The sequence below is a fragment of the Dactylosporangium sucinum genome (assembly GCF_014647515.1).
Lineage (GTDB): Bacteria > Actinomycetota > Actinomycetes > Mycobacteriales > Micromonosporaceae > Dactylosporangium > Dactylosporangium sucinum.
In genome coordinates, this window is sequence record NZ_BMPI01000007.1 from 188,076 (window position 1) to 209,682 (window position 21,607).

Annotated in this window: 35 protein-coding genes and 1 pseudogene; all 36 read right to left on the reverse strand. The window is 68.3% G+C overall.

The features are described 5' to 3' along the window. Positions 1-52: 52 nt before the first annotated feature. Positions 53-679 carry a 30S ribosomal protein S4 gene (gene rpsD / locus IEZ31_RS09355; RefSeq protein WP_190249364.1) on the reverse strand — a complete coding sequence of 209 codons (627 nt, stop codon included), beginning with the start codon at positions 677-679 and terminating at the stop codon, positions 53-55. 16 nt (positions 680-695) lie between these two features. After that, positions 696-1,106, reverse strand: coding sequence for a 30S ribosomal protein S11 (gene rpsK, locus IEZ31_RS09360; RefSeq protein ID WP_033357646.1), 411 nt, complete (start codon positions 1,104-1,106; stop codon positions 696-698). Between the two features lie 44 nt (positions 1,107-1,150). Beyond that, positions 1,151-1,531, reverse strand: a complete 381-nt coding sequence (gene rpsM, locus IEZ31_RS09365) for a 30S ribosomal protein S13 (protein WP_190249365.1) — start codon at positions 1,529-1,531, stop codon at positions 1,151-1,153. A gap of 162 nt (positions 1,532-1,693) precedes the next feature. After that, entirely contained in the window at positions 1,694-1,810 is a 117-nt protein-coding gene (rpmJ, locus tag IEZ31_RS09370) for a 50S ribosomal protein L36 (protein ID WP_014440745.1), read from the reverse strand. 71 nt (positions 1,811-1,881) lie between these two features. After that, positions 1,882-2,103, reverse strand: coding sequence for a translation initiation factor IF-1 (gene infA, locus IEZ31_RS09375; protein ID WP_007073013.1), 222 nt, complete (start codon positions 2,101-2,103; stop codon positions 1,882-1,884). Positions 2,104-2,297: 194 nt separating this feature from the next. Next, the gene (locus IEZ31_RS09380; RefSeq protein ID WP_190249366.1) at positions 2,298-2,789 is read right to left on the reverse strand and encodes a DUF1707 SHOCT-like domain-containing protein; all 492 of its coding nucleotides are present in this window, start codon (positions 2,787-2,789) and stop codon (positions 2,298-2,300) included. A 133-nt stretch (positions 2,790-2,922) separates the two neighbouring features. Continuing rightward, positions 2,923-3,768 (reverse strand): type I methionyl aminopeptidase, encoded by an 846-nt coding sequence (gene map, locus IEZ31_RS09385; RefSeq protein WP_190249367.1) that lies wholly within the window; start codon positions 3,766-3,768, stop codon positions 2,923-2,925. A 9-nt stretch (positions 3,769-3,777) separates the two neighbouring features. After that, positions 3,778-4,431, reverse strand: coding sequence for an adenylate kinase (locus IEZ31_RS09390; protein ID WP_190249368.1), 654 nt, complete (start codon positions 4,429-4,431; stop codon positions 3,778-3,780). Next, positions 4,431-5,768 carry a preprotein translocase subunit SecY gene (gene secY / locus IEZ31_RS09395; protein WP_190249369.1) on the reverse strand — a complete coding sequence of 446 codons (1,338 nt, stop codon included), beginning with the start codon at positions 5,766-5,768 and terminating at the stop codon, positions 4,431-4,433. Before secY ends, IEZ31_RS09390 begins: the two co-directional genes overlap by 1 nt. Before the next feature lie 191 nt (positions 5,769-5,959). After that, positions 5,960-6,418 (reverse strand): 50S ribosomal protein L15, encoded by a 459-nt coding sequence (rplO, locus tag IEZ31_RS09400; protein ID WP_190249370.1) that lies wholly within the window; start codon positions 6,416-6,418, stop codon positions 5,960-5,962. Positions 6,419-6,422: 4 nt separating this feature from the next. After that, entirely contained in the window at positions 6,423-6,605 is a 183-nt protein-coding gene (rpmD, locus tag IEZ31_RS09405) for a 50S ribosomal protein L30 (RefSeq protein WP_190249371.1), read from the reverse strand. 2 nt (positions 6,606-6,607) lie between these two features. Further along, the gene (gene rpsE, locus IEZ31_RS09410; protein ID WP_190249372.1) at positions 6,608-7,231 is read right to left on the reverse strand and encodes a 30S ribosomal protein S5; all 624 of its coding nucleotides are present in this window, start codon (positions 7,229-7,231) and stop codon (positions 6,608-6,610) included. Between the two features lie 14 nt (positions 7,232-7,245). Then, entirely contained in the window at positions 7,246-7,641 is a 396-nt protein-coding gene (gene rplR / locus IEZ31_RS09415; RefSeq protein WP_190249373.1) for a 50S ribosomal protein L18, read from the reverse strand. Next, entirely contained in the window at positions 7,638-8,180 is a 543-nt protein-coding gene (rplF, locus tag IEZ31_RS09420) for a 50S ribosomal protein L6 (RefSeq protein WP_190249374.1), read from the reverse strand. The genes rplR and rplF overlap by 4 nt, the downstream gene beginning before the upstream one ends. Positions 8,181-8,192: 12 nt before the next feature. Further along, positions 8,193-8,600 (reverse strand): 30S ribosomal protein S8, encoded by a 408-nt coding sequence (gene rpsH / locus IEZ31_RS09425; protein ID WP_190249375.1) that lies wholly within the window; start codon positions 8,598-8,600, stop codon positions 8,193-8,195. Between the two features lie 62 nt (positions 8,601-8,662). Further along, on the reverse strand, positions 8,663-8,848 hold the full coding sequence (locus IEZ31_RS09430; RefSeq protein WP_190249376.1) for a type Z 30S ribosomal protein S14: 186 nt from the start codon (positions 8,846-8,848) through the stop codon (positions 8,663-8,665). 12 nt (positions 8,849-8,860) lie between these two features. Beyond that, positions 8,861-9,424 (reverse strand): 50S ribosomal protein L5, encoded by a 564-nt coding sequence (gene rplE / locus IEZ31_RS09435; RefSeq protein ID WP_190249377.1) that lies wholly within the window; start codon positions 9,422-9,424, stop codon positions 8,861-8,863. Next, positions 9,424-9,738 carry a 50S ribosomal protein L24 gene (gene rplX / locus IEZ31_RS09440; RefSeq protein WP_190249378.1) on the reverse strand — a complete coding sequence of 105 codons (315 nt, stop codon included), beginning with the start codon at positions 9,736-9,738 and terminating at the stop codon, positions 9,424-9,426. Before rplX ends, rplE begins: the two co-directional genes overlap by 1 nt. A gap of 2 nt (positions 9,739-9,740) precedes the next feature. Next, the gene (rplN, locus tag IEZ31_RS09445; protein ID WP_033357657.1) at positions 9,741-10,109 is read right to left on the reverse strand and encodes a 50S ribosomal protein L14; all 369 of its coding nucleotides are present in this window, start codon (positions 10,107-10,109) and stop codon (positions 9,741-9,743) included. Between the two features lie 69 nt (positions 10,110-10,178). Further along, a complete protein-coding gene (gene rpsQ / locus IEZ31_RS09450) occupies positions 10,179-10,463 on the reverse strand; it encodes a 30S ribosomal protein S17 (RefSeq protein WP_190249379.1) in 285 nt (94 codons plus the stop codon). Between the two features lie 2 nt (positions 10,464-10,465). Beyond that, positions 10,466-10,705, reverse strand: coding sequence for a 50S ribosomal protein L29 (gene rpmC / locus IEZ31_RS09455; RefSeq protein ID WP_190249380.1), 240 nt, complete (start codon positions 10,703-10,705; stop codon positions 10,466-10,468). Then, the gene (gene rplP / locus IEZ31_RS09460) at positions 10,705-11,130 is read right to left on the reverse strand and encodes a 50S ribosomal protein L16 (RefSeq protein WP_190249381.1); all 426 of its coding nucleotides are present in this window, start codon (positions 11,128-11,130) and stop codon (positions 10,705-10,707) included. Before rplP ends, rpmC begins: the two co-directional genes overlap by 1 nt. 3 nt (positions 11,131-11,133) lie before the next feature. After that, positions 11,134-11,985: a 30S ribosomal protein S3 gene (rpsC, locus tag IEZ31_RS09465; protein ID WP_190249382.1), complete on the reverse strand. Its 852-nt coding sequence runs from the start codon at positions 11,983-11,985 to the stop codon at positions 11,134-11,136. A gap of 95 nt (positions 11,986-12,080) precedes the next feature. After that, positions 12,081-12,530, reverse strand: a pseudogene (gene rplV / locus IEZ31_RS09470) (50S ribosomal protein L22); the annotation flags it as partial. Between the two features lie 31 nt (positions 12,531-12,561). After that, positions 12,562-12,843 (reverse strand): 30S ribosomal protein S19, encoded by a 282-nt coding sequence (gene rpsS, locus IEZ31_RS09475; protein ID WP_190249384.1) that lies wholly within the window; start codon positions 12,841-12,843, stop codon positions 12,562-12,564. Between the two features lie 12 nt (positions 12,844-12,855). Continuing rightward, positions 12,856-13,695, reverse strand: a complete 840-nt coding sequence (gene rplB / locus IEZ31_RS09480) for a 50S ribosomal protein L2 (RefSeq protein ID WP_190249385.1) — start codon at positions 13,693-13,695, stop codon at positions 12,856-12,858. Positions 13,696-13,707: 12 nt separating this feature from the next. Further along, entirely contained in the window at positions 13,708-14,010 is a 303-nt protein-coding gene (rplW, locus tag IEZ31_RS09485) for a 50S ribosomal protein L23 (protein ID WP_033357665.1), read from the reverse strand. Between the two features lie 3 nt (positions 14,011-14,013). Beyond that, positions 14,014-14,685: a 50S ribosomal protein L4 gene (gene rplD, locus IEZ31_RS09490; protein WP_190249386.1), complete on the reverse strand. Its 672-nt coding sequence runs from the start codon at positions 14,683-14,685 to the stop codon at positions 14,014-14,016. After that, positions 14,682-15,353, reverse strand: coding sequence for a 50S ribosomal protein L3 (gene rplC, locus IEZ31_RS09495; protein WP_190249387.1), 672 nt, complete (start codon positions 15,351-15,353; stop codon positions 14,682-14,684). Before rplC ends, rplD begins: the two co-directional genes overlap by 4 nt. 12 nt (positions 15,354-15,365) lie before the next feature. Further along, a complete protein-coding gene (gene rpsJ, locus IEZ31_RS09500) occupies positions 15,366-15,674 on the reverse strand; it encodes a 30S ribosomal protein S10 (protein ID WP_018347762.1) in 309 nt (102 codons plus the stop codon). A 337-nt stretch (positions 15,675-16,011) separates the two neighbouring features. Beyond that, complete coding sequence (gene tuf / locus IEZ31_RS09505) at positions 16,012-17,205, reverse strand: elongation factor Tu (RefSeq protein WP_190249388.1); 1,194 nt, start codon at positions 17,203-17,205, stop codon at positions 16,012-16,014. A gap of 131 nt (positions 17,206-17,336) precedes the next feature. Then, on the reverse strand, positions 17,337-19,436 hold the full coding sequence (gene fusA / locus IEZ31_RS09510) for an elongation factor G (protein ID WP_190249389.1): 2,100 nt from the start codon (positions 19,434-19,436) through the stop codon (positions 17,337-17,339). A gap of 46 nt (positions 19,437-19,482) precedes the next feature. After that, on the reverse strand, positions 19,483-19,953 hold the full coding sequence (rpsG, locus tag IEZ31_RS09515; protein ID WP_190249390.1) for a 30S ribosomal protein S7: 471 nt from the start codon (positions 19,951-19,953) through the stop codon (positions 19,483-19,485). A gap of 1 nt (position 19,954) precedes the next feature. Next, positions 19,955-20,329 carry a 30S ribosomal protein S12 gene (gene rpsL, locus IEZ31_RS09520; protein ID WP_190249391.1) on the reverse strand — a complete coding sequence of 125 codons (375 nt, stop codon included), beginning with the start codon at positions 20,327-20,329 and terminating at the stop codon, positions 19,955-19,957. A gap of 339 nt (positions 20,330-20,668) precedes the next feature. Beyond that, positions 20,669-21,043 (reverse strand): hypothetical protein, encoded by a 375-nt coding sequence (locus IEZ31_RS09525; RefSeq protein WP_229834532.1) that lies wholly within the window; start codon positions 21,041-21,043, stop codon positions 20,669-20,671. Between the two features lie 163 nt (positions 21,044-21,206). Beyond that, a complete protein-coding gene (locus tag IEZ31_RS09530) occupies positions 21,207-21,542 on the reverse strand; it encodes a hypothetical protein (protein WP_229834535.1) in 336 nt (111 codons plus the stop codon). Positions 21,543-21,607: the final 65 nt, after the last annotated feature.

The following is a 21,607-nucleotide window of genomic DNA, read 5'->3' on the forward strand; positions in this document are numbered from 1 at the left end:
CGCTATATGACGCGCTCCGAAGGCGGGGCCGGGCCGGCCCCGCCCGTACTGCTTACTTGCTGTAGAGCTCGACGATGAGCTGCTCCTGGACCTGGGTGTCGATGACCTGCCGTGCGGGCAGGCTGTGCACCAGGACCTTGAACTCGCTCGGGATGAACTCCAGCCACGCCGGGACGGTCTTGCTGCCCGCGAGGCCCTGGGCGATCTGGAACGGCGTCAGCTCCCGCGACTTCTCGCGCACCTGCACGATGTCGTGCTCGCGCACGCGGTACGACGGGATGTCGACCTTCTTGCCGTTGACCTGGATGTGCCCGTGGCCGACCAGCTGGCGGGCGGCGTCGCGCGAGGTGGCGAGGCCGGCCCGGTAGATCACGTTGTCGAGGCGCGACTCGAGGATCCTCAGCAGCTCCTCACCGGTCTTGCCCGGCTTGGCCACGGCCTCGTCGAAGTAGCCCTCGAACTGCCGCTCCAGCACGCCGTAGATGCGGCGGGCCTTCTGCTTCTCGCGCAGCTGCAGGAGGTACTCGGTCTCCTTCGGCCGGCCACGGCCGTGCTGGCCGGGCGGGAAGGGACGCGACTCGAACGGGCACTTCGGCCCGTCGCACTTGCTGCCCTTGAGGAACAGCTTCATCTTCTCGCGCCGGCAGCGACGGCAGTCGGCACCTGTGTAACGAGCCATGTGTCAGTCTCTTCCCTTAGACCCGGCGGCGCTTCGGCGGACGGCAACCGTTGTGCGGCTGCGGCGTGACGTCGGAGATCTGCCCGACCTCCAGGCCGACGGCCTGCAGCGAGCGGATCGCGGTCTCGCGGCCGGAGCCGGGACCCTTGACGAACACGTCGACCTTGCGCATGCCGTGCTCCATCGCGCGGCGGGCAGCCGCCTCGGCGGCCAGCTGCGCGGCGAACGGGGTCGACTTGCGCGAGCCCTTGAAGCCCACCTGCCCGGCGGACGCCCACGAGATCACGGCGCCGGTCGGGTCGGTGATCGACACGATGGTGTTGTTGAACGTGCTCTTGATGTGCGCCTGCCCGTGGGCGACGTTCTTGCGTTCCTTGCGCCGGACCTTCTTGACAGCGGTCGCGCCGGCGCGAGCCTTCGGCGGCATTCTCTATGCGCTCCTAGTTACGTTTGCGGATCTCGGACCGGCTACTACTTCTTGCCCGGCTTCTTCTTGCCGGCGACCGTGCGCTTCGGACCCTTGCGGGTGCGCGCGTTGGTCCGGGTGCGCTGACCGCGCACCGGCAGGCCCTTGCGGTGCCGGATGCCCTCGTAGCAGCCGATCTCGACCTTGCGGCGGATGTCCGCGGCGACCTCGCGGCGCAGGTCGCCTTCAACCTTGTAGTTGGCCTCGATGTAGTCGCGCAGCTGCACGATCTCTTCATCGGTCAGGTCACGAGCCCGCTTGTTCGGGTCGATGCCGGTGGCGGCCAGGGTCTCGACGGCCCGGGTGCGCCCGATGCCGTAGATGTAGGTGAGTGCGATCTCGGTGCGCTTCTCGCGCGGGAGATCGACACCAACGAGACGTGCCATAAGTGGGCTGACTCCTCAGATGTGCGGAGGTCTGTGCCCGCTCCGCCCCCGTCTGCCCACAGACGGGCCCCGGCCTCCGACCGGGGGTGTGTCCACGCGCGCCGCTGTTCGCGGCGGCCCGTGGCTGGAACGGGCTGTAACAAAAGGCGCGGTGCCGGGGACTCAGCCCTGGCGCTGCTTGTGGCGCGGGTCAGTGCTGCAGATGACCATGACCCGGCCATGCCGCCGGATGACCCGGCAGTTGTTGCAGATCCGCTTGACGCTCGGCTTGACCTTCACGGTGTGCCTAACTCTCGCTGCGCGCCCACATTGGGGCCGCAGGCCCGACCGTTACCTGAAACCGAACCCGATTACTTGTAGCGGTAGACGATGCGCCCGCGAGTGAGGTCGTAGGGCGAAAGCTCCACGACAACACGGTCCTCGGGCAGGATGCGGATGTAGTGCTGTCGCATCTTCCCGCTGATGTGCGCCAAGACCTTGTGGCCATTGGCGAGCTCAACCCGGAACATCGCATTCGGGAGTGGCTCGATCACTCGGCCCTCGATCTCGATGGCCCCATCTTTCTTCGGCATGTCCTCCGCTACCTGACATCGGGTCTGGTGGGTGACGCTTGCATCCGTTTCACGAGGTCACCGACGTGTGCCGGAGATCTCGAGCCAGCCGCGGCTCCGAACATGCCACTAGAAGCGCGTGGAGGCATGCCGGAGTGGACGCTTTGCGCCAATGCGCAAGTCTACGCACGAAAGCGCGTTGCTCCAAATCGGGGTCAGCTGTCGCGGTACCGCTTCTGCTGGCGAGGCGGCTCGTTGCCGAGCACCTTCATGCTGAACGTCGTCGCGAGCAGCACCGCACCCCACGGGCCGGCGACCCACATGGGCCAGAAATAGACGGCCTCACCATTGGAGATGCTGACCAGGATCCAGATCACGATGTTGACCGAGACCGCCACCAGCCAGGCGCTCCACACGCCGATCAGCCAGCGCGGGTTACGCGGCTCATCGGGCGACTCCTCGTCGTCGGCCGCCGGGCGGATCGACTCGGTCCGCGCCACCTGCGACTGCGACCCCGGGTGGAAGCCCGGAAGGTCCTTGAGGATCTTGTCGAGGTCGCCGTACGTCCGGGCCGCGTAGGCCTCCTTGAGGCGGTCGTCATACTCGCCCAGGGACAACCGGCCCTCGTCGAGCGCCGCCTTCAGGCGCTCCGCCACGAACTGCCGGTCGACGTCGGCCGCACGCAGATCTTCCCGACGGTCTGCCACTGCTCCCCCTTCACCCCGCGTTCGGGTGCAGACAGCATCCCATCCGCACGTCGCCGGTTCCACCCCGGGACCGGGCCCTGTTGCACAACTCGGGGCCGGGCTGCGGCGGACCAGTTCCTCCTGGCGGCAGGGCCTAGGCGCCGCTGACCGCCGGCTCCCGCGCCGTCACGAGATCGCCCAGGCGGGACCGCCCGCCGTCCTCGGCCGTGAGCACCCACACACCGTCGTCGCAGATCGCCATCGTGTGCTCGACGTGCGCGGCGACGGAGCCGTCGACGGTCACGACGGTCCAGCCGTCGTCGAGCTCGGCGACCTTCGGCCGGCCACGCGTGATCATCGGCTCGATCGCGAGCGCCATGCCGGGCCGCAGCATCGGGCCCTTGCCCGGCCGGCCCTTGTTCTCGACGAACGGGTCCTGGTGCATGGCACTGCCGATGCCGTGCCCTCCGTAGCCTTCCACGATCCCGTACCGCCCCGCCTTGCGGACCGACGACTGGATCGCGAACGAGATGTCGGTGAGCCGGCCCTTGCCCGAGCGCGCGCCCCGGGCGGCCGCCGCGATGCCCGACCACATCGCATCCTCGGCGACGCGGATCAGCCGGCGCTGGTCGGCGTGGACCTCGCCGACCCCGACCGTGATCGCGGCGTCGCCGTGCCAGCCGTCGAGCTCGGCCCCGCAGTCGATGGAGATCAGGTCGCCCTCGCGCAGGACCTGCCGCGGGCTGGGGATGGCGTGCACCACCTGGTCGTTCACCGACGAGCAGATCGACGCCGGATACCCGTGGTACCCCTTGAACGAAGGAATGGCGCCGGCCGCCCGGATGGTCTCCTCGGCGATGCGGTCGAGGTCGGCGGTGGACACCCCGGGCACGACCGCGGCCCGCATCCGGGCCAGGGCGTCCGCGACGACGAGCCCCGCGCGGCGCATCAAGCCGATCTGTTCCGGGGTCTTGAGCTCGATCTCGACCTGGTGGGCCATGTGGAGCTTTCAGCCGCCGTACGAGCGGAGGGCGTCGATCGCGCGGACGGTGACGTCCTCGACCGGCCCCGTGGCGTCGATGCCGACCAGCTTGCCCTGCGCGCCGAAGTAGTCGACCAGGGGCGAGGTGTCGCGCGCGTAGACCTTGAGGCGCTCGGCGATCGTCTCGGCCTTGTCGTCGTCGCGCTGGAACAGCTCCCCGCCGCAGCGGTCGCACACCCCGTCGTGGGTGGGCGCGTCGAACTCGACGTGCCAGATCTTGCCGCAACCGCGACAGGTCCGGCGGCCGGAAAGCCGCCGGATGACCTCTTCGTTCTCCACGACCAGCTCGAGCACGATGTCGAGCCCGGTGCCCAGGTCGGCGAGCAGCTTGTCGAGCGCGTTGGCTTGCGGCACGGTGCGCGGGAACCCGTCGAGCAGGAACCCGTCGGCCGCGTCGCCCTCGGCGAGCCGGTCGGACACCATGTTGATGGTGACCTCGTCCGGCACCAGCTGACCGGCGTCCATGTACCGCTTCGCCTCCACGCCGAGCGGCGTGCCCTGCCCGACGTTGGCCCGGAAGATGTCGCCGGTGGAGATTTTGGGCACGGCGAGGTGAGCGGCGATGAACTCGGCCTGGGTCCCCTTGCCCGCCCCGGGGGGACCTACCAGCACCAGCCTCACTACCGGAGGAACCCTTCGTAGTTGCGCTGCATGAGCTGGCTCTCGATCTGCTTCACCGTCTCGAGGCCCACACCAACAATAATGAGCACCGCGGTGCCACCGAACGGGAAGTTCTGCAGAGCCTGCCCGCCACCCACGATACCGATGAGCAGGTTGGGCAGGATGGAGATGATGCCCAGGTAGAGCGCACCGGGAAGCGTGATGCGGCTGAGGATGAAGTCAAGATACTCGGCCGTGGGCTTGCCGGGGCGGATACCGGGCACGAACCCGCCGTACTTCCGCATGTTGTCCGACACCTCGGTGGGGTTGAAGGTGATCGAGACGTAGAAGTACGTGAAGAAGATGATCAGCATGAAGTACAGGATGATGTGGGCCGGCTTGTCCTGGGCCACGATGTTGCGGTTGATCCACAGGATCGTCTTGTTCGTCGTGTCGGAGCCGGCGAACGAGGTCGCCAGCTGCGGCAGGTAGAGCAGCGACGAGGCGAAGATGACCGGGATGACACCCGCCTGGTTGACCTTCAGCGGGATGTAGGTCGAGGTCCCGCCGTACATCCGGCGGCCGATCATGCGCTTCGCGTACTGGACCGGGATGCGGCGCTGGGCCTGCTCCAGGAAGACCACGAAGGCGATGACCACGACGGCCAAGCCGACGATGACGAAGAACGTCGTCTTGTTGTCCTGCCAGATCTGCAGGCCCTCGCTGGGGAGGCGGGCCGCGATCGAGGTGAAGATCAGGACCGACATGCCGTTGCCGACGCCGCGGTCGGTGACGAGCTCGCCGAGCCACATGATGACGCCGGTGCCGGCGGTCATCGTGATGACCAGGACGGTGAGCGTCAGCCAGAGCGGCAGCTTGCCGGTGTCCGGGATGATCGGGTACTGCGACTGGTCGCACGCGCCGCCGAACAGCTGGCCGGACCGCGCCAGGGCGACGAACGCCGAGGCCTGCAGGATGCCGAGCCCGAGGGTCAGGTAGCGCGTGTACTGCGTGATCTTCGCCTGGCCGGACTGGCCCTCCTTGCGGAGCTGCTCGAGGCGGGGGATCACGACCGTCAGCAGCTGCAGGATGATGCTGGCGGTGATGTAGGGCATGATGCCCAGCGCGAACACCGACAGCTGCAGCAGCGCACCGCCGGAGAACAGGTTCAGCAGGGTGAAGACCTGGTTGTCCTGCCCGTTCTCCAGGATGTTGAGGCACTTCTGCACGTTGCCGTAGGAGACGCCGGGGCTGGGCAGCGTGGCGCCGAGCCGGTAGATGGCGATCATGAACAACGTGAAGAAGATCTTCTTGCGCAGGTCAGGCGTTCGGAACGCACTGGCAAAGGCGGAGAGCAACGTGATCCTCCTGCGCAAGGCGGCCGGATGGCCGACGAGGTGGGGTCCTGGTGGTGCTTGTGACACTGTCGAACGTATGAGTCGAACGTGTTTCTGCGCAACGGACTCTAACAGGATGTCGAGTGCACATCACGCCCGGCTCAGAGGCACCGCGTGGCGCCCACCGGTCCGGTGGACGCCACGATAGCGCTCTATGCGGTTTCGCCGCCCAGCAGCTTGACCGAGCCACCGGCGGCCTCGATCTTCTCGCGGGCCGTCGCGCTGAACTTGTGCGCGCTGACCTGCAGCTTGACGCCGCCGAGCTCGCCGTCGCCGAGGACCTTCACCAGCTCGCCCTTACGGACGGCGCCGGCGTCGACCAGCTCGGCCACGCCAACCTCGCCGCCCTGCGGAAAAAGCTCCGCGAGGCGTGCAAGGTTCACAACCTGGAACTCGATCCGGTTGCGGTTCTTGAAGCCCTTCAGCTTCGGCAGGCGCATGTGGAGGGGCATCTGCCCACCCTCGAACGCCGCCGAGATGTTCTTGCGGGCCTTGGAGCCCTTGGTGCCACGACCGGCGGTCTTGCCCTTGGAGCCCTCACCGCGACCCACGCGGGTCTTCTCGGTCTTGGCGCCCGGGGCGGGCCGGAGGTGGTGCAGCTTGATCGTCATCGGATTACTCCACCTCTTCCACGGTGACCAGGTGCGTCACGGTGTGGATCATGCCGCGGATCTCCGGGCGGTCCTCCTTGACGACCACGTCGCGGATCCGCTTCAGCCCGAGCGACCGCAGGGTGTCCCGCTGGTTCTGCTTCGAGCCGATCTCGGACCGGATCTGGGTGACCTTGAGACGAGCCATGGCTATGCCCCCGCTCCGGCCCGCGCGGCCAGCATGGCGGCCGGCGCGACGTCCTCGACCGGCAGGCCACGGCGCGCGGCCACCGCCTCCGGCGCCTCGAGCTTCTTCAGCGCCGCCACCGTCGCGTGGACGATGTTGATCGCGTTCGACGACCCGAGACTCTTCGACAGTACGTCGTGGATGCCGGCGCACTCCAGGACGGCGCGGACCGGGCCACCGGCGATGACGCCCGTACCGGCGGAGGCCGGCTTGAGCAGCACCACACCGGCCGCGTCCTCACCGATCACCGGGTGCGGGATCGACGCCGCGAGCCGCGGCACCTTGAAGAAGTGCTTCTTGGCCTCCTCGACGCCCTTGGCGATGGCCGCGGGCACCTCCTTGGCCTTTCCGTAGCCGACGCCGACCGTGCCGTCGCCGTCACCGACGATGACCAGGGCGGTGAAGCTGAAGCGACGACCACCCTTCACGACCTTGGCGACGCGGTTGATCGCGACGACCCGCTCCAGGTGGGGGGTCTTCTCGGCGGGCGCGTTGCCGCGGCCGCCACCCTCGCGACGATTCTCGCGACGGCCGCCACCTTCTTGGGTGCTACCGGACCCGCCGCCCCTGCGCTGAGGACCAGGCATGAACGTTTCCCTTCTTAGAACTCGAGTCCGGCTTCGCGGGCGGCGTCCGCCAGGGCCGCGATGCGGCCGGCGTACTTGTTGCCGCCACGGTCGAAGACGACCTTGCCCACACCCGCGGCCTTCGCCCGCTCGGCGAGGAGGGTGCCGGCCTTCGCGGCCAGCGCCTTCTTGTCGCCGTCGGTGCCCCGGATGGTCGCGTCGAGCGTCGAGGCCGACGCCAGGGTGTGCCCCTTGAGGTCGTCGACGATCTGCGCGGTGATGTTCCGCAGCGTTCGGGTGACCACCAGGCGGGGACGCTCGGCGGTGCCACTGACGTGCTTGCGGATGCGGAAGTGCCGGCGAGCACGCCCCGTGCGGCGCGCGGCGGCAACGCCGCCGGAGTTGCGGCGCTTGAGCAGCGTGGCGCTCATTTCTTACCAGCCTTTCCGGCCTTGCGGCGGATGACCTCGCCCTGGTACCGCATGCCCTTGCCCTTGTACGGCTCCGGCGGGCGGATCTTGCGGATGTTCGCGGCGACCTCGCCGACCTGCTGCTTGTCGATGCCGGCGATGTGGAACAGCGTCGGCTTCTCGACGGTGAACGTGATGCCGGGCGGCGGGGTGACGACGACCGGGTGCGAGAAGCCGAGCGCGAACTCGAGGTCCGAGCCCTTGGCGGCCACGCGGTAACCCGTGCCGGCGATCTCGATGCTCTTGCGGTACCCCTCGGTGACGCCCACCACCATGTTCGAGATCAGCGTGCGCGACAGGCCGTGGAGCTCCTTGGCCTTGCGCTCGTCGTTGGGGCGGACGACGTTGAAGCTGCCGTCCTCGGCCCGCTCGACGGTGATCGGCTCGGCGAGGGTGTGGCTCAGTTCGCCCTTGGGGCCCTTGACGGTGACGACCGGGCCATTGACGTTGACCTCGACGCCGGCGGGCACCGTGATGGGCTTACGTCCGATTCGCGACATTGGAGACCTTCCTCACCAGACGTAGGCGAGGACTTCCCCGCCCACCCCTCGCTTGCGGGCCTGCCGGTCGGTGAGCAGCCCTTGGGACGTCGAGATGATGGCCACACCGAGGCCGCCGAGCACGCGCGGCATCTCGACCGACTTCGCGTACACCCGAAGGCCCGGCTTCGACACGCGGCGGATGCCGGCGAGGCTGCGCTCACGGTTCTGGCCGTACTTGAGGTCGACGACAAGAGTCTTGCCGACCTTGCCCTCGTCCGGCTCCTGCACCTGCCACGAGGACACGTAGCCCTCGGACTTGAGCACCTCGGCGATGTTCGCCTTGATCTTCGAATATGGCATCGACACCCGGTCGTGGTACGCCTGGTTGGCGTTGCGCAGACGCGTGAGCATGTCTGCGATGGGGTCGGTCATGGTCATTGCTTGTCAGCCTTTCTCGCCGCGGTTCCTCGCCTCACGGGCGGGCCTGCGGCGAAGGAGGATTACCAGGAGGCCTTGGAAACGCCGGGCAGTTCGCCACGGTGCGCCATCTCGCGGATGCACACGCGGCACAGGCCGAACTTGCGGTAGACGGCCTTCGGCCGGCCGCAGCGCTGGCAGCGGGTGTACGCGCGAACCGCGAACTTGGGCTTCGCGGCGGCCTTGAGGACGAGCGCCTTCTTCGCCATGGTCAGTTCTCCCTAGTTCTCACGGAAGGGGAAACCGAGCAGCTTGAGCAGCGCGCGGCCCTCCTCGTCCGTGCGGGCAGTGGTGACCACGGTGATGTCCATCCCTCGCGGCCGGTCGATCTTGTCCTGGTCGATCTCGTGGAAGACCGACTGCTCGGTGAGGCCGAAGGTGTAGTTGCCGTTGCCGTCGAGCTTGCGCCCGTCGAGGCCGCGGAAGTCGCGGATACGGGGCAGCGCGATCGACAGCAGCCGGTCGAGGAACTCCCACATCCGGTCGTTGCGCAGGGTGACCTTCGCGCCGATCGGCATGCCCTCACGCAGCTTGAACTGCGCGATGGACTTGGTGGCCCGGCGGACCTGCGGCTTCTGGCCGGTGATGGTGGCCAGGTCGCGGACGGCGCCGTCGATGAGCTTCGAGTCGCGGGCAGCCTCGCCGACACCCATGTTGACGACGACCTTGACCACGCCCGGCACCTGCATCGGGTTGGCGTAGTTGAACTGCTCACGCATGGCGGCCGCGATCTCGTCGCGGTACCGCTGCTTGAGGCGAGGGTTCACCTTCTCGACCGTCGTCATCACAGATCCTTACCGGAGCGGCGCGACACGCGGGTCTTCACGCCGTTCTCGTCGATGCGGGACCCGACCCGGGTGGGCTTGTTGTCCGAGTCGACCACCATCACGTTGGAGATGTGGATGGGGGCTTCCTGCGTCACGATCCCGCCGGTCTTGGAGCCCCGCTGGGTGGTGCGGATGCGGGTGTGCTTCTTGACGCGGTTGACGCCCTCGACGATGACCTTGTCCTCGCGCGGGAGGGCGGTCAGCACCTTGCCGGTCTGGCCCTTGTCCTTGCCGGCGAGGATCAGGACGGTGTCGCCCTTCTTCACCTTCATGGCTACAGCACCTCCGGCGCGAGCGAAATGATCTTCATGAAGCGCTTGTCCCGGAGCTCACGCCCGACCGGACCGAAGATGCGGGTGCCACGCGGGTCCCCGCCGTCCTTGATGATCACGGCGGCGTTCTCGTCGAACCGGATGTACGACCCGTCCGGGCGGCGCCGCTCCTTGGTGGTCCGGACGACGACGGCCTTGACCACGTCGCCCTTCTTCACGCCGGCGCCCGGGATCGCGTCCTTCACCGTGGCCACGATGATGTCGCCGATGCCTGCATAGCGGCGACCCGAGCCACCGAGCACACGGATGCACAGGATCTCCCGGGCACCCGTGTTGTCGGCGACGCGCAGCCGCGACTCCTGCTGAATCACGCTTATCTCCTAATGTCTGCCAGTTCTCGGCGCCGCCGGAGCGGCGCCGAGCTTGGCGGAACGACGGCCTTACTTGGCCTTTTCGAGGATCTCCACGACCCGCCAGCGCTTGGTCGCCGACAGCGGCCGGGTCTCCATGAGCAGCACGCGGTCGCCGATGCCGCACGCGTTCTGCTCGTCGTGCGCCTTCAGCTTGCTGGTGCGGCGCATGACCTTGCCGTACAGCGGGTGCTTGACCTGGTCCTCGACCGCCACGACGACGGTCTTGTTCATCTTGTCGCTGACCACGAGGCCCTCGCGGACCTTGCGGCGGCCGCGCACCTCGGTGCCCGGCTCGGTCGTCTGCTCGCTCATGCTCATGCCACCTCAGCCACAGCGTCGGGCGCGGCCGAAAGACCCAGCTCGCGCTCACGCATGATCGTGTAGATCCGGGCGATGTCCCTGCGGATGACCTGCAGTCGCCCATGGTTGTCCAGCTGGCCCGTGGCCGACTGCACGCGGAGGTTGAACAGCTCCGCCTTGGCTTCCCGCAGCTTCTCGACCAGGCCCTCGTCGGACAGCTCACGCAGCTCGGTCGCCTTGATACCGGCGGCCATCAGACATCAGCCCCTTCACGCGTGACGATCCGGCACTTCAGCGGAAGCTTGTGGATCGCGCGCCGCATTGCTTCCCGGGCGATCTGCTCGTTCGGGAACGACATCTCGAAGAGGATCCGGCCCGGCTTGATGTTGGCCACCCACCACTCGGGAGAGCCCTTGCCGGAACCCATCCGGGTCTCGGCCGGCTTCTTGGTGATCGAGCGGTCCGGGAAGATCGTGATCCAGACCTTGCCACCACGACGGATGTGCCGGGTCATGGCGATACGGGCCGCTTCGATCTGCCGGTTGGTGATGTACGCGGGCTCGAGGGCCTGGATACCGAACTCACCGAAGACCACGCGCGTGCCGCCCTTGGCCGGACCGTGGCGGTCCGGGTGGTGCGGCTTGCGGAAGCCCTTCGGGGGCTTGCGTGGGATCAGCATTGGTCAGCCCTCCTGCTGCGTCTCTGCCGGAGCCGGCGTCGGCTCAGCGGCGGGCGCGCTCTCGCTGGCAGCCCCCGCGGCGTGCGCCGCGGCGGCGGCCCGGCCCGCCTCGGTACCACCGGCGGTCGTGCCGGACGAGCCGGAACGCCCGCGACGCGGCCGCTCGGGCCGGTCGGCACGCTCACGACGGCCACGCGGGGGCGCGGCCTCGGCCGGCGCCTCGCGACCCGGAACGGCGTCGCCCTTGTAGATCCAGACCTTCACGCCGATGCGGCCGAAGGTGGTACGGGCCTCGAAGAAGCCGTACTCGATGTTCGCGCGGAGCGAGTGCAGCGGCACGCGACCCTCGCGGTAGAACTCGGTGCGGCTCATCTCGGCGCCGCCGAGACGGCCGGAGACCTGCACCCGGATGCCGCGCACCAGCGTGTTCTTCATCGCCGACTGCATCGACTTGCGCATCGCGCGGCGGAAGCTGACCCGGCTGGACAGCTGCTCGGCGACCGCCTGGGCGACGAGCTGCGCGTCCGACTCGGGGCTCTTCACCTCGAGGATGTTGAGCTGCACCTGCTTGCCGGTGAGCTTCTCCAGCTCGGCGCGGATGCGGTCGGCCTCGGCGCCCTTGCGGCCGATGACGATGCCCGGGCGGGCCGTGTGGATGTCCACGCGGACCCGGTCGCGGGTGCGCTCGATGTCGACCTTGGCGATGCCGGCCCGCTCCAGGCCCTTGGACATCATCCGACGGATCTTGACGTCCTCGGCGATGTAGTCCTTGTAGAGCTTGTCGGCGTACCAGCGGGACTTCCAGTCGGTGCTGATGCCGAGCCGGAACCCGTGCGGGTGAACCTTCTGACCCATTACTCGGTCCCTTCCTCGGCGTCAGCCTTCGGCGCTGCCGCCTTCTTGGCCGGAGCCTTCTTCGCCGCCGTCTTCTTGGCGGGCGTCGACTCGACCTCGTCGGTCTCGTCCGTCTCCGGCGTCACGGCCTTCGCGGCCTTGGTCGCCTTCGCCACGCCGGCCTTCGCCGCGCGGGCCTGGGCGGCCGGGACGCTCTCGACCACGATCGTGATGTGGCTGGTGCGCTTGCGGATCCGGTACGCCCGGCCCTGCGCCCGCGGACGGAACCGCTTGAGCGTGGGGCCCTCGTCGACGTAGGCCTCGGCGACCAGGAGCGAATCGGGGTCGAGACGCTCGTTGTTCTCTGCGTTGGCGATCGCGCTCGCGAGCACCTTGTAGACCGGCTCGCTCGCCGACTGCGGCGCGAACTGCAGCACCGTGAGCGCCTCGCGCGCGGGCAGGCCGCGCACGAGGTTCACCACACGGCGCGCCTTCATCGGCGACACGCGCACGTGGCGCGCGATCGCCCGGGCACCGGGCAGCGCCGCCTCGCTCTTCGTTGGCATCGGGAAATCCTCTTGATTCCTATCGGCTGCCTTAGCGGCGGCGGCTCTTCCGGTCGTCCTTCTCGTGACCCTTGAACGTGCGGGTCAAAGCGAACTCGCCGAGCTTGTGCCCGACCATCGCCTCGGTCACGAACACGGGCACGTGCTTGCGTCCGTCGTGGACGGCGATCGTGTGACCGAGCATCTCGGGGACGATCGTCGACCGGCGCGACCAGGTCTTGATGACGTTCTTGGAGTTCTTGGCGTTCTGGACTTCCACCTTCTTGATGAGGTGGTCGTCAACGAACGGGCCCTTCTTGAGGCTGCGAGGCATTGCTCAGGCTCCTTAGCCGCGCTTCCGGGTGGCGTAACGCCGACGGACGATGAGACGGTCGCTCGGCTGGCCCTTGCGCCGCGTGCGGCCCTCCGGCTTGCCCTTCGGGTTGACCGGGTGGCGGCCACCAGAGGTCTTGCCCTCACCACCACCGTGCGGATGGTCGATCGGGTTCATCGCGACACCACGGACGGTCGGGCGCTTGCCCTTCCACCGCATGCGGCCGGCCTTGCCCCAGTTGATGTTCGACTGGTCGGCGTTGCCGATCTCGCCGACGGTGGCCCGGCAGTGCACGTCGACGCGCCGGATCTCACCCGAGGGCATGCGGAGCGTGGCGTACTGACCCTCGCGGCCCAGCAGCTGGATGCCGACGCCGGCCGAGCGGGCCAGCTTCGCGCCACCGCCCGGGCGCAGCTCCACGGCGTGGACCGTGGTGCCGACCGGGATGTTACGCAGCGGCAGGTTGTTGCCCGGCTTGATGTCCGCGCCGGCGCCCGCCTCGACCCGGTCCCCCTGCTTGAGGTCCTTCGGGGCGATGATGTACCGCTTCTCGCCGTCGGCGTAGTGCAGCAGCGCGATGCGCGCGGTCCGGTTGGGGTCGTACTCGATGTGCGCGACCTTGGCGGGGATCCCGTCCTTGTCCGCACGGCGGAAGTCGATCAGCCGGTACTGGCGCTTGTGGCCGCCGCCCTGGTGGCGCGCGGTCACCCGCCCGTGGACGTTGCGACCGCCCTTGTTCGGCAGCGGGACGAGCAGCGACTTCTCCGGCGTCGATCGGGTGATCTCGGCGAAGTCGGCAACGCTCGAACCACGACGACCGGGCGTCGTCGGCTTGTACTTACGGATAGCCATCGTCTATACCCCTCAGCTGACCGGTCCGCCGAAGGCTTCGATCCGGTCACCCTCGGCGAGCTTGACCATCGCCCGCTTCGTGTCCTTGCGCTTGCCCCAACCCGTGCGGGTCCGCTTGCGCTTGCCTTCGCGGTTGATGGTGTTGACCGACAGGACGCGGACGTTGAAGATCTGCTGGATAGCGATCTTGATTTCCGTCTTGTTCGCGTCCGGGTGCACCAGGAACGTGTACCAGTTGCGGTTGAGCTCGCTGTAGCTCTTCTCCGAGACCACCGGCTGGATGATCACGTCCCGCGGGTCGGCGATCGTCGCCATGGCTCAGCCCTCCTCGTTGCTGTCGGCGTCGGCGCTGTCCGCACCGAACTCGGCCGGCACCCCGAGGAACTCGTTGAGCGCCGCGGTCGTGAAGACCACCTCGTCCGAGATGAGCACGTCGTGCGTGTTGAGCTGGTCGGCGACCAGCAGGTGCACCGACTGCTCGTTGCGCAGGCTCAGCCAGTTGGCCTCGTCGTCGCGCGCGAGGACCACCAGGACCCGGCGCGCCTCGGTGATGCCGCGCAGCACCTTGAGCGCTTCCTTGGTCCTCGGGGTCTCGCCCTCGATGAAGGTCTCCACGACGTGGATGCGGCCCTCGCGGGCGCGGTCGGAGAGCGCGCCGCGCAGGGCGGCGGCCTTCATCTTCTTGTTCACCCGCTGGGTGTAGTCACGCGGCACGGGGCCGTGGACCACGCCACCACCGGTGAACTGCGGCGCGCGGATCGAGCCCTGACGGGCGCGGCCGGTGCCCTTCTGCTTGTACGGCTTCTTGCCGCCGCCGGCGACCTCGCCGCGCGACTTGGCCTTGTGCGTGCCCTGGCGGGCCGCGGCCAGCTGCGCCACGACGACCTGGTGCATCAGCGGGATGCTGGCCTGGGCGTCGAAGATGTCGTCCGGCAGCTCGACGGTGCCGTTGGTCGCGCCGTCGACCGTCTTGATGTCAACGGTGGTCACTTGGTGATCCCACCCTTCTGCGCCTTCGCCTCGGTCTTGGCCGCGGTGCGCAGCAGCACGAGGCTGCCCTTCGGGCCCGGGATCGCGCCCCTGACGAGGATCAGGCCCTCTTCGGCGTCGACCCGCTGCACGGTCACGTTCTGCACGGTGTAGCGCACGCCACCCATGCGGCCGGCCATGCGGACGCCCTTGAAGACGCGACCCGGGGTCGCGCAGGCGCCGATCGAGCCGGGCGAGCGGTGCTTGCGCTCGACACCGTGGCTGGCCCGGAGGCCGTGGAAGCCGTGGCGCTTCATGACGCCCGCGAAGCCCTTGCCCTTGCTGCGGCCGGTGACGTCGATGCGCTGGCCGGCGGCGAAGGTGTCGGCGGTGATCTCCTGGCCCAGCGCGTACTCACCGGCGTCGGTCGTGCGCAGCTCGACGATGTGCCGGCGCGGCGCGACGTCCGCCTTCGCGAAGTGGCCGGAGCGCGGCTTGTTGACCTTGCGCGGGTCGATCTGACCCCACGCCAACTGGACCGCCGAGTAGCCGTCGTTGTCGGGCGTGCGCACCTGGGTCACGACGCACGGGCCGGCCTGCACCACGGTCACTGGGACAACCTTGCCGTTGTCCCAGACCTGGGTCATGCCGAGCTTCTCACCCAGGATGCCCTTGACTTGCCTGTCCATAAGTCCGAGTCCCTACAGCTTGATCTCGATGTCGACGCCAGCCGGCAGGTCGAGCCGCATGAGCGAGTCGACCGTCTTGGGGGTCGGGTCGATGATGTCGATCAGACGCTTGTGCGTGCGCATCTCGAAGTGCTCGCGCGAGTCCTTGTACTTGTGCGGCGAGCGGATCACGCAGTAGCGGTTGATCTCAGTGGGCAGCGGCACCGGCCCAGCGACCTGGGCCCCGGTGCGCGTGACCGTCTCGACGATCTTCCGCGCCGAGGAGTCGACGACCTCGTGGTCGTAGGCCTTGAGCCGGATGCGGATCTTCTGTCCCGCCATGGTGGCTTCAGTTCCCTCTCTCATGCGGGGCCTTGCAACCCCGCGAACCCCGAAGGGTCCGGTGCCGCCTATTGGTGTTTGTCCGACCCCCGCGGTCGGGCGTGTCGCGGCCAAGGGCCAGGCTCCGCCGCATACGTCCTCTGCGGGACCGCCGGCGACTTTGGAGACCTACCCCAGGGCGTGCCACGCCCGGATCGCGGAGATGCGCGCCAGTGCAGGACTGACGCCGCGCGGAAGCGGCCGAGACTCATTGAGCAGCCTCGACCGCCCCGCGACGCAACCCGACCATTATGCCGCACGGACTGCGACAAAGTGAAATCGGGGTACCTTCAGGGAGTTACTTGATGATCTTCGTCACACGACCGGCGCCGACGGTGCGGCCACCCTCGCGGATCGCGAAGCGGAGGTTCTCCTCCATGGCGATCGGCTGGATGAGCTGCACGGACATGGTGGTGTTGTCACCCGGCATGACCATCTCGGTGCCTTCCGGCAGCGTCACGACGCCGGTGACGTCGGTGGTGCGGAAGTAGAACTGCGGACGGTAGTTCTGGAAGAACGGGGTGTGCCGGCCACCCTCCTCCTTGGAGAGGATGTAGACGGTCGCCTCGAACTCGGTGTGCGGGGTGTTGCTACCCGGCTTCACCACGACCATGCCGCGCTCGACGTCCTCGCGCTTGATGCCACGCAGGAGCAGACCGACGTTCTCGCCGGCACGCGCCTCGTCGAGGATCTTGCGGAACATCTCGATCGCCGTGCAGGTGGTCTTCATCGACTTGGCCTTGATGCCAACGATCTCGACCTCCTCGTTCGGCTTGAGGATGCCACGCTCGACGCGGCCGGTGACGACCGTGCCACGACCGGTGATCGTGAAGACGTCCTCGACGGGCATGAGGAACGGCTTCTCGGTCTCGCGCTCGGGCTGCGGGATCGCGGTGTCGACCGCGTTCATCAGCTCCAGCAGCGCCTCGGTCCACTTCGCGTCGCCCTCGAGCGCCTTGAGCGCCGAGACCCGCACGACCGGAGCGTCGTCGCCCGGGAACTCCTGGGTCGACAGCAGCTCGCGGACCTCGAGCTCGACGAGCTCCAGGAGCTCCTCGTCCTCGACCATGTCGCTCTTGTTGAGCGCCACGACGATGTACGGCACACCGACCTGGCGGGCCAGCAGCACGTGCTCGCGGGTCTGCGGCATGGGGCCGTCGGTCGCCGCCACCACCAGGATCGCGCCGTCCATCTGCGCGGCACCGGTGATCATGTTCTTGATGTAGTCGGCGTGACCCGGGCAGTCCACGTGCGCGTAGTGCCGGTTCGCGGTCTGGTACTCGACGTGCGCGATCGAGATCGTGATGCCGCGGGCCTTCTCCTCCGGCGCCTTGTCGATCTCGTCGAACGGCGTGTACGGGTTGAGGTCCGGGTACTGGTCGTGCAGCACCTTGGTAATGGCCGCAGTCAGCGTCGTCTTACCGTGGTCGATGTGACCGATGGTGCCGATGTTGACGTGCGGCTTAGTCCGCTCGAACTTCGCCTTCGCCACTGGTGTCCTCCTGTGGACTTCTTGGTTCGCGGTACGCCGACGCTGGAAGCGCCGACGCACCCTGTCGACTTGGGTCTGGCGGCTGAAGCCTCAGGCCCGCTGACACAGCCTCACGGCCACTACCGGGGGACTTACTCCCCGGTTGCCTTCGCGATGATCTCCTTCGCCACGTTCGCGGGAACCTCGGCGTAGGAGTCGAACTGCATCGAGTAGCTCGCCCGGCCCTGGGTCTTCGACCGCAGGTCGCCGACGTAGCCGAACATTTCCGACAACGGCACGGTGGCGCGGACGACACGGGCGCCGCCGCGCTCCTCCATCGCCTGGATGGTGCCCCGCCGGGAGTTGAGGTCGCCGATGACGTCGCCCATGTTCTCCTCGGGCGTCGTCACCTCGACGGCCATCAGCGGCTCGAGGAGCACCGGGTTGGCCCGGCGAGCCGCGTCCTTCAGCACCATCGAACCGGCGATCTTGAAGGCCATTTCCGACGAGTCGACCTCGTGGTACTGACCGTCGAGGAGCGTCAGCTTCAGGCCCACCAGCGGGAAGCCCGCGAGCACGCCGTACTGCATGGCGTCCTGCGCACCGGCGTCGACCGAGGGGATGAACTCCTTCGGGATGCGGCCACCGGTGACGGCGTTGACGAACTCGTAGGTCGGGCCGTCGGCGGTCTGCTCCAGCGGCTCGAGCCGGACGATGACCCGCGCGTACTGGCCGGAGCCACCCGTCTGCTTCTTGTGGGTGTACTCGACCTTGTCCGCGGTCGACTTCACCGTCTCGCGGTAGGCCACCTGCGGCTTGCCGATGTTGGCCTCGACGTTGAACTCGCGCCGCATGCGGTCGACGAGGATGTCGAGGTGCAGCTCGCCCATGCCGGCGATGACCGTCTGCCCGGTCTCCTCGTCGTTCTTGACGCGGAAGGTCGGGTCCTCCTCGGCCAGCCGCTGGATGGCGACGCCCAGCTTCTCCTGGTCAGCCTTGGTCTTCGGCTCGATCGCCACCTCGATGACCGGCTCCGGGAAGGTCATCGACTCGAGGATGACCGGGTTGCCCGGGTCGCACAGCGTGTCACCGGTGGTGGTCTGCTTGAGACCCTGCACGGCGATGATGTCGCCGGCGCCGGCGCTGCTGCGCTCCTCACGCTTGTTCGCGTGCATCTGGTAGATCTTGCCGATCCGCTCCTTGCGGTCCTTGGTGGAGTTGACCACCTGGGTGCCGGAGTCGAGCGTGCCGGAGTAGATGCGCACGTAGGTGAGCTTGCCGAGGTGCTTGTCCGTCTGGATCTTGAACGCAAGGCCGGAGAACGGCTCGCTGACCGATGGCTTGCGCAGCAGCGGCGTCTCGCCGTCCGTCGCGATGCCCTCGATCGCCGGGATGTCCAGCGGCGACGGCAGGTACTCCACGACGGCGTCGAGCATGGGCTGGACGCCCTTGTTCTTGAACGCCGAGCCGCACACGACCGGGTTGAGCTTGCCGGCGATGGTCGCCCGGCGGATCGCGGCCTTCAGGTCCTTGACGTCGATCTCCTCGCCGTCGAGGTAGCGGACCATGATGTCGTCGTCCGCCTCGGACAGCGTCTCGAGGAGCTTCTCCCGCCACTCGTTGGCCTGGTCGACCAGGTCGGCGGGCACCTCCTCGATCGCGTAGTCCTCACCCTTCTGGGTCTCGCCACGCCAGGTCAGCGCGCGCATCTCGATCAGGTCGACGACGCCGATGTGGTCGCCCTCGAGCCCGATCGGGATCTGCAGCACCAGCGGGGTGGCGTTGAGCCGGTCGACCATCATCTGCACGCAGCGGAAGAAGTCGGCACCCGTGCGGTCCAGCTTGTTGACGAAGCACATACGCGGGACGTTGTACTTGTCCGCCTGACGCCAGACGTTCTCGGTCTGCGGCTCCACACCCGCCACGCCGTCGTAGACCGCCACCGCGCCGTCCAGGACGCGCAGCGACCGCTCGACCTCGACCGTGAAGTCGACGTGGCCGGGCGTGTCGATGATCTGGATCGTGTGGCCCTTCCACTCGCACTTGGTCGCGGCGGAAGTGATGGTGATGCCCCGCTCCTGCTCCTGCTCCATCCAGTCCATGACCGCCGCGCCCTCGTGGACCTCGCCGATCTTGTACGTGATGCCGGTGTAGAAGAGGATGCGCTCGGTCGTCGTCGTCTTACCGGCGTCGATGTGCGCCATGATGCCGATGTTGCGGACCTTGGCGAGGGCGGCGTCTGCGGCAGCCACTTCGAATCCCTACTTCGTCTCTCGTCGGATGCTGGGGAAGCGTCGCTTACCAGCGGTAGTGCGCGAAGGCCTTGTTGGACTCCGCCATCTTGTGGGTGTCTTCGCGGCGCTTCACCGAAGCACCGAGACCGTTGCTCGCGTCGAGCAGCTCGTTCATGAGCCGCTCCACCATGGTCTTCTCCCGGCGGGCCCGGGAGTAGGTGACGAGCCAGCGCAGGCCCAGCGTGGTGGCCCGGGGAGGGCGGACCTCGACCGGCACCTGGTAGGTCGCGCCACCGACGCGGCGGCTGCGGACCTCGAGGGTCGGCTTCACGTTGTCCATGGCACGCTTCAGCGTCACGACGGGGTCGGTGCCGGTCTTCTCACGCGCACCTTCGAGCGCGCTGTACACGATGCGCTCGGCGAGCTGGCGCTTGCCCTCGACCAGGATCTTGTTGATCAGCTGGGTGACGAGCAGGGAGTTGTAGACCGGGTCCGCCACGAGCGGCCGACGCGGCGCGGGGCCTTTACGCGGCATGTCAGCTCTTCTCCTTCTTCGCGCCGTAACGGCTGCGAGCCTGCTTGCGGTTGCGGACACCCTGCGTGTCCAGCGAGCCGCGAATGATCTTGTAGCGCACGCCGGGGAGGTCCTTCACACGACCGCCACGCACCAGCACGATCGAGTGCTCCTGGAGGTTGTGACCGACACCCGGGATGTAGGCCGTGACCTCGATGCTGTTGCTCAGCCGGACACGGGCCACCTTGCGCAGCGCCGAGTTGGGCTTCTTCGGCGTGGTCGTGTACACACGCGTGCAGACGCCCCGTCGCTGCGGGCTTCCCTTGAGCGCCGGCGTCTTGGTCTTGCTCAGCTTCGCCTGGCGGCCCTTGCGGACCAGCTGCTGGATCGTAGGCACTGGGCCTGCCTCTCCCTTCGGCCTCCCGGCCGCACGTCTTCTTCTTCGCTGTCTGCACGGCGTGGACCGGCACCCGCGGTCGGGCGTGTCGCCCAATCCGCGACCCGGCCCGTTTGATCCCAGCCCGGGGTTGTGGTCCGCACCCACCCTCAACTCCCGCGGAGGCGGGCCGATGTGGGCGCACGCACGAGTTGCCCGGCCAAGCCGGGCACGAGGGGAAAGAGTACCCACCGTGAGGACGCTGGTCAAAATGAGGACCCGACCCTACGACGGAACACTCTTCACGCTAAGAGTACCTGGTCGCGAATCGACACGTCCCGCGGGCTCCCGATAGTGCCCTCAGGCCGCCAGTAGCAACGCGATCAGGATGGACAGCAGGGCGAACCCGGCGCCGACCGAGCCGAGCACGAGGCCGGTGATCGCCATGCCCTTGCCGCTCACGCCGCGGCCGGCCAGCCGGATCTGCCGCATGCCGAAGATGCCCAGGCCGATCGCGCCGAGCCCGAGGAAGACCGACAGGGCGGTGAACGCGCCGCCGGCCGCGGGGCCCCAGCCGTCCGCCGCGCCGGCCACGCCCAGGCAGGTCACGAACAGCGAGACCAGGATCGAGGCGATGCCGGCCACCAGGCTGCCGATCGAGGGGCCGCTCGGCGCCGTGTGGACCAGCGGGTAGGCGACCCCGAACGGCGTGCCCTGCACCAGGTCGACGCGCATAGCCGCGACCGCCGTCGGCGGCGGTGGCGGAGGGGGCGGCGGGTAACCCGGCGGATAACCGTAATAGCCGGCGGGTTGCGGATGGGCCGGGTGCATCGGCGGCGGGCCGGGAGGGCCGGCCTGGCCGGGGTACCCGCCCGGGGGACCAGCGGGGTGGCCCACGTCAGTTCACCGTCGGGTCGAAGTCGGTGCCGCGCTGCCGCGCGTAGGCCAGCAGGCCGATGATCGCCAGCACGACCAGCATGGCGATGGCGAGCACGATGCCGGTCCAGGCCAGCCGGACGCCGGTGCGCAGCCGCCGCGCGCCGAGCAGGAACCCCTCGGCCGCGACCAGCTCACCGCGCGCCTCCCTGGCCATCAGCAGGGCGATGGTCGCCGGGATCACCCCGCCGAGGAACGGCCCGGTCACGACGGAGAGCAGCCCCAGGCCCAGCACGGCCGAGGACTTCGTCGCGCGGACCGGGTCCGGGTCGAGCGGGTGCCGGGTCGCAGACGTCACCAGACGACCTTATCCCGCGGAACGCGAAGAGGGCGGGGGCCCGGGCCCCCGCCCTCTTTCACGGA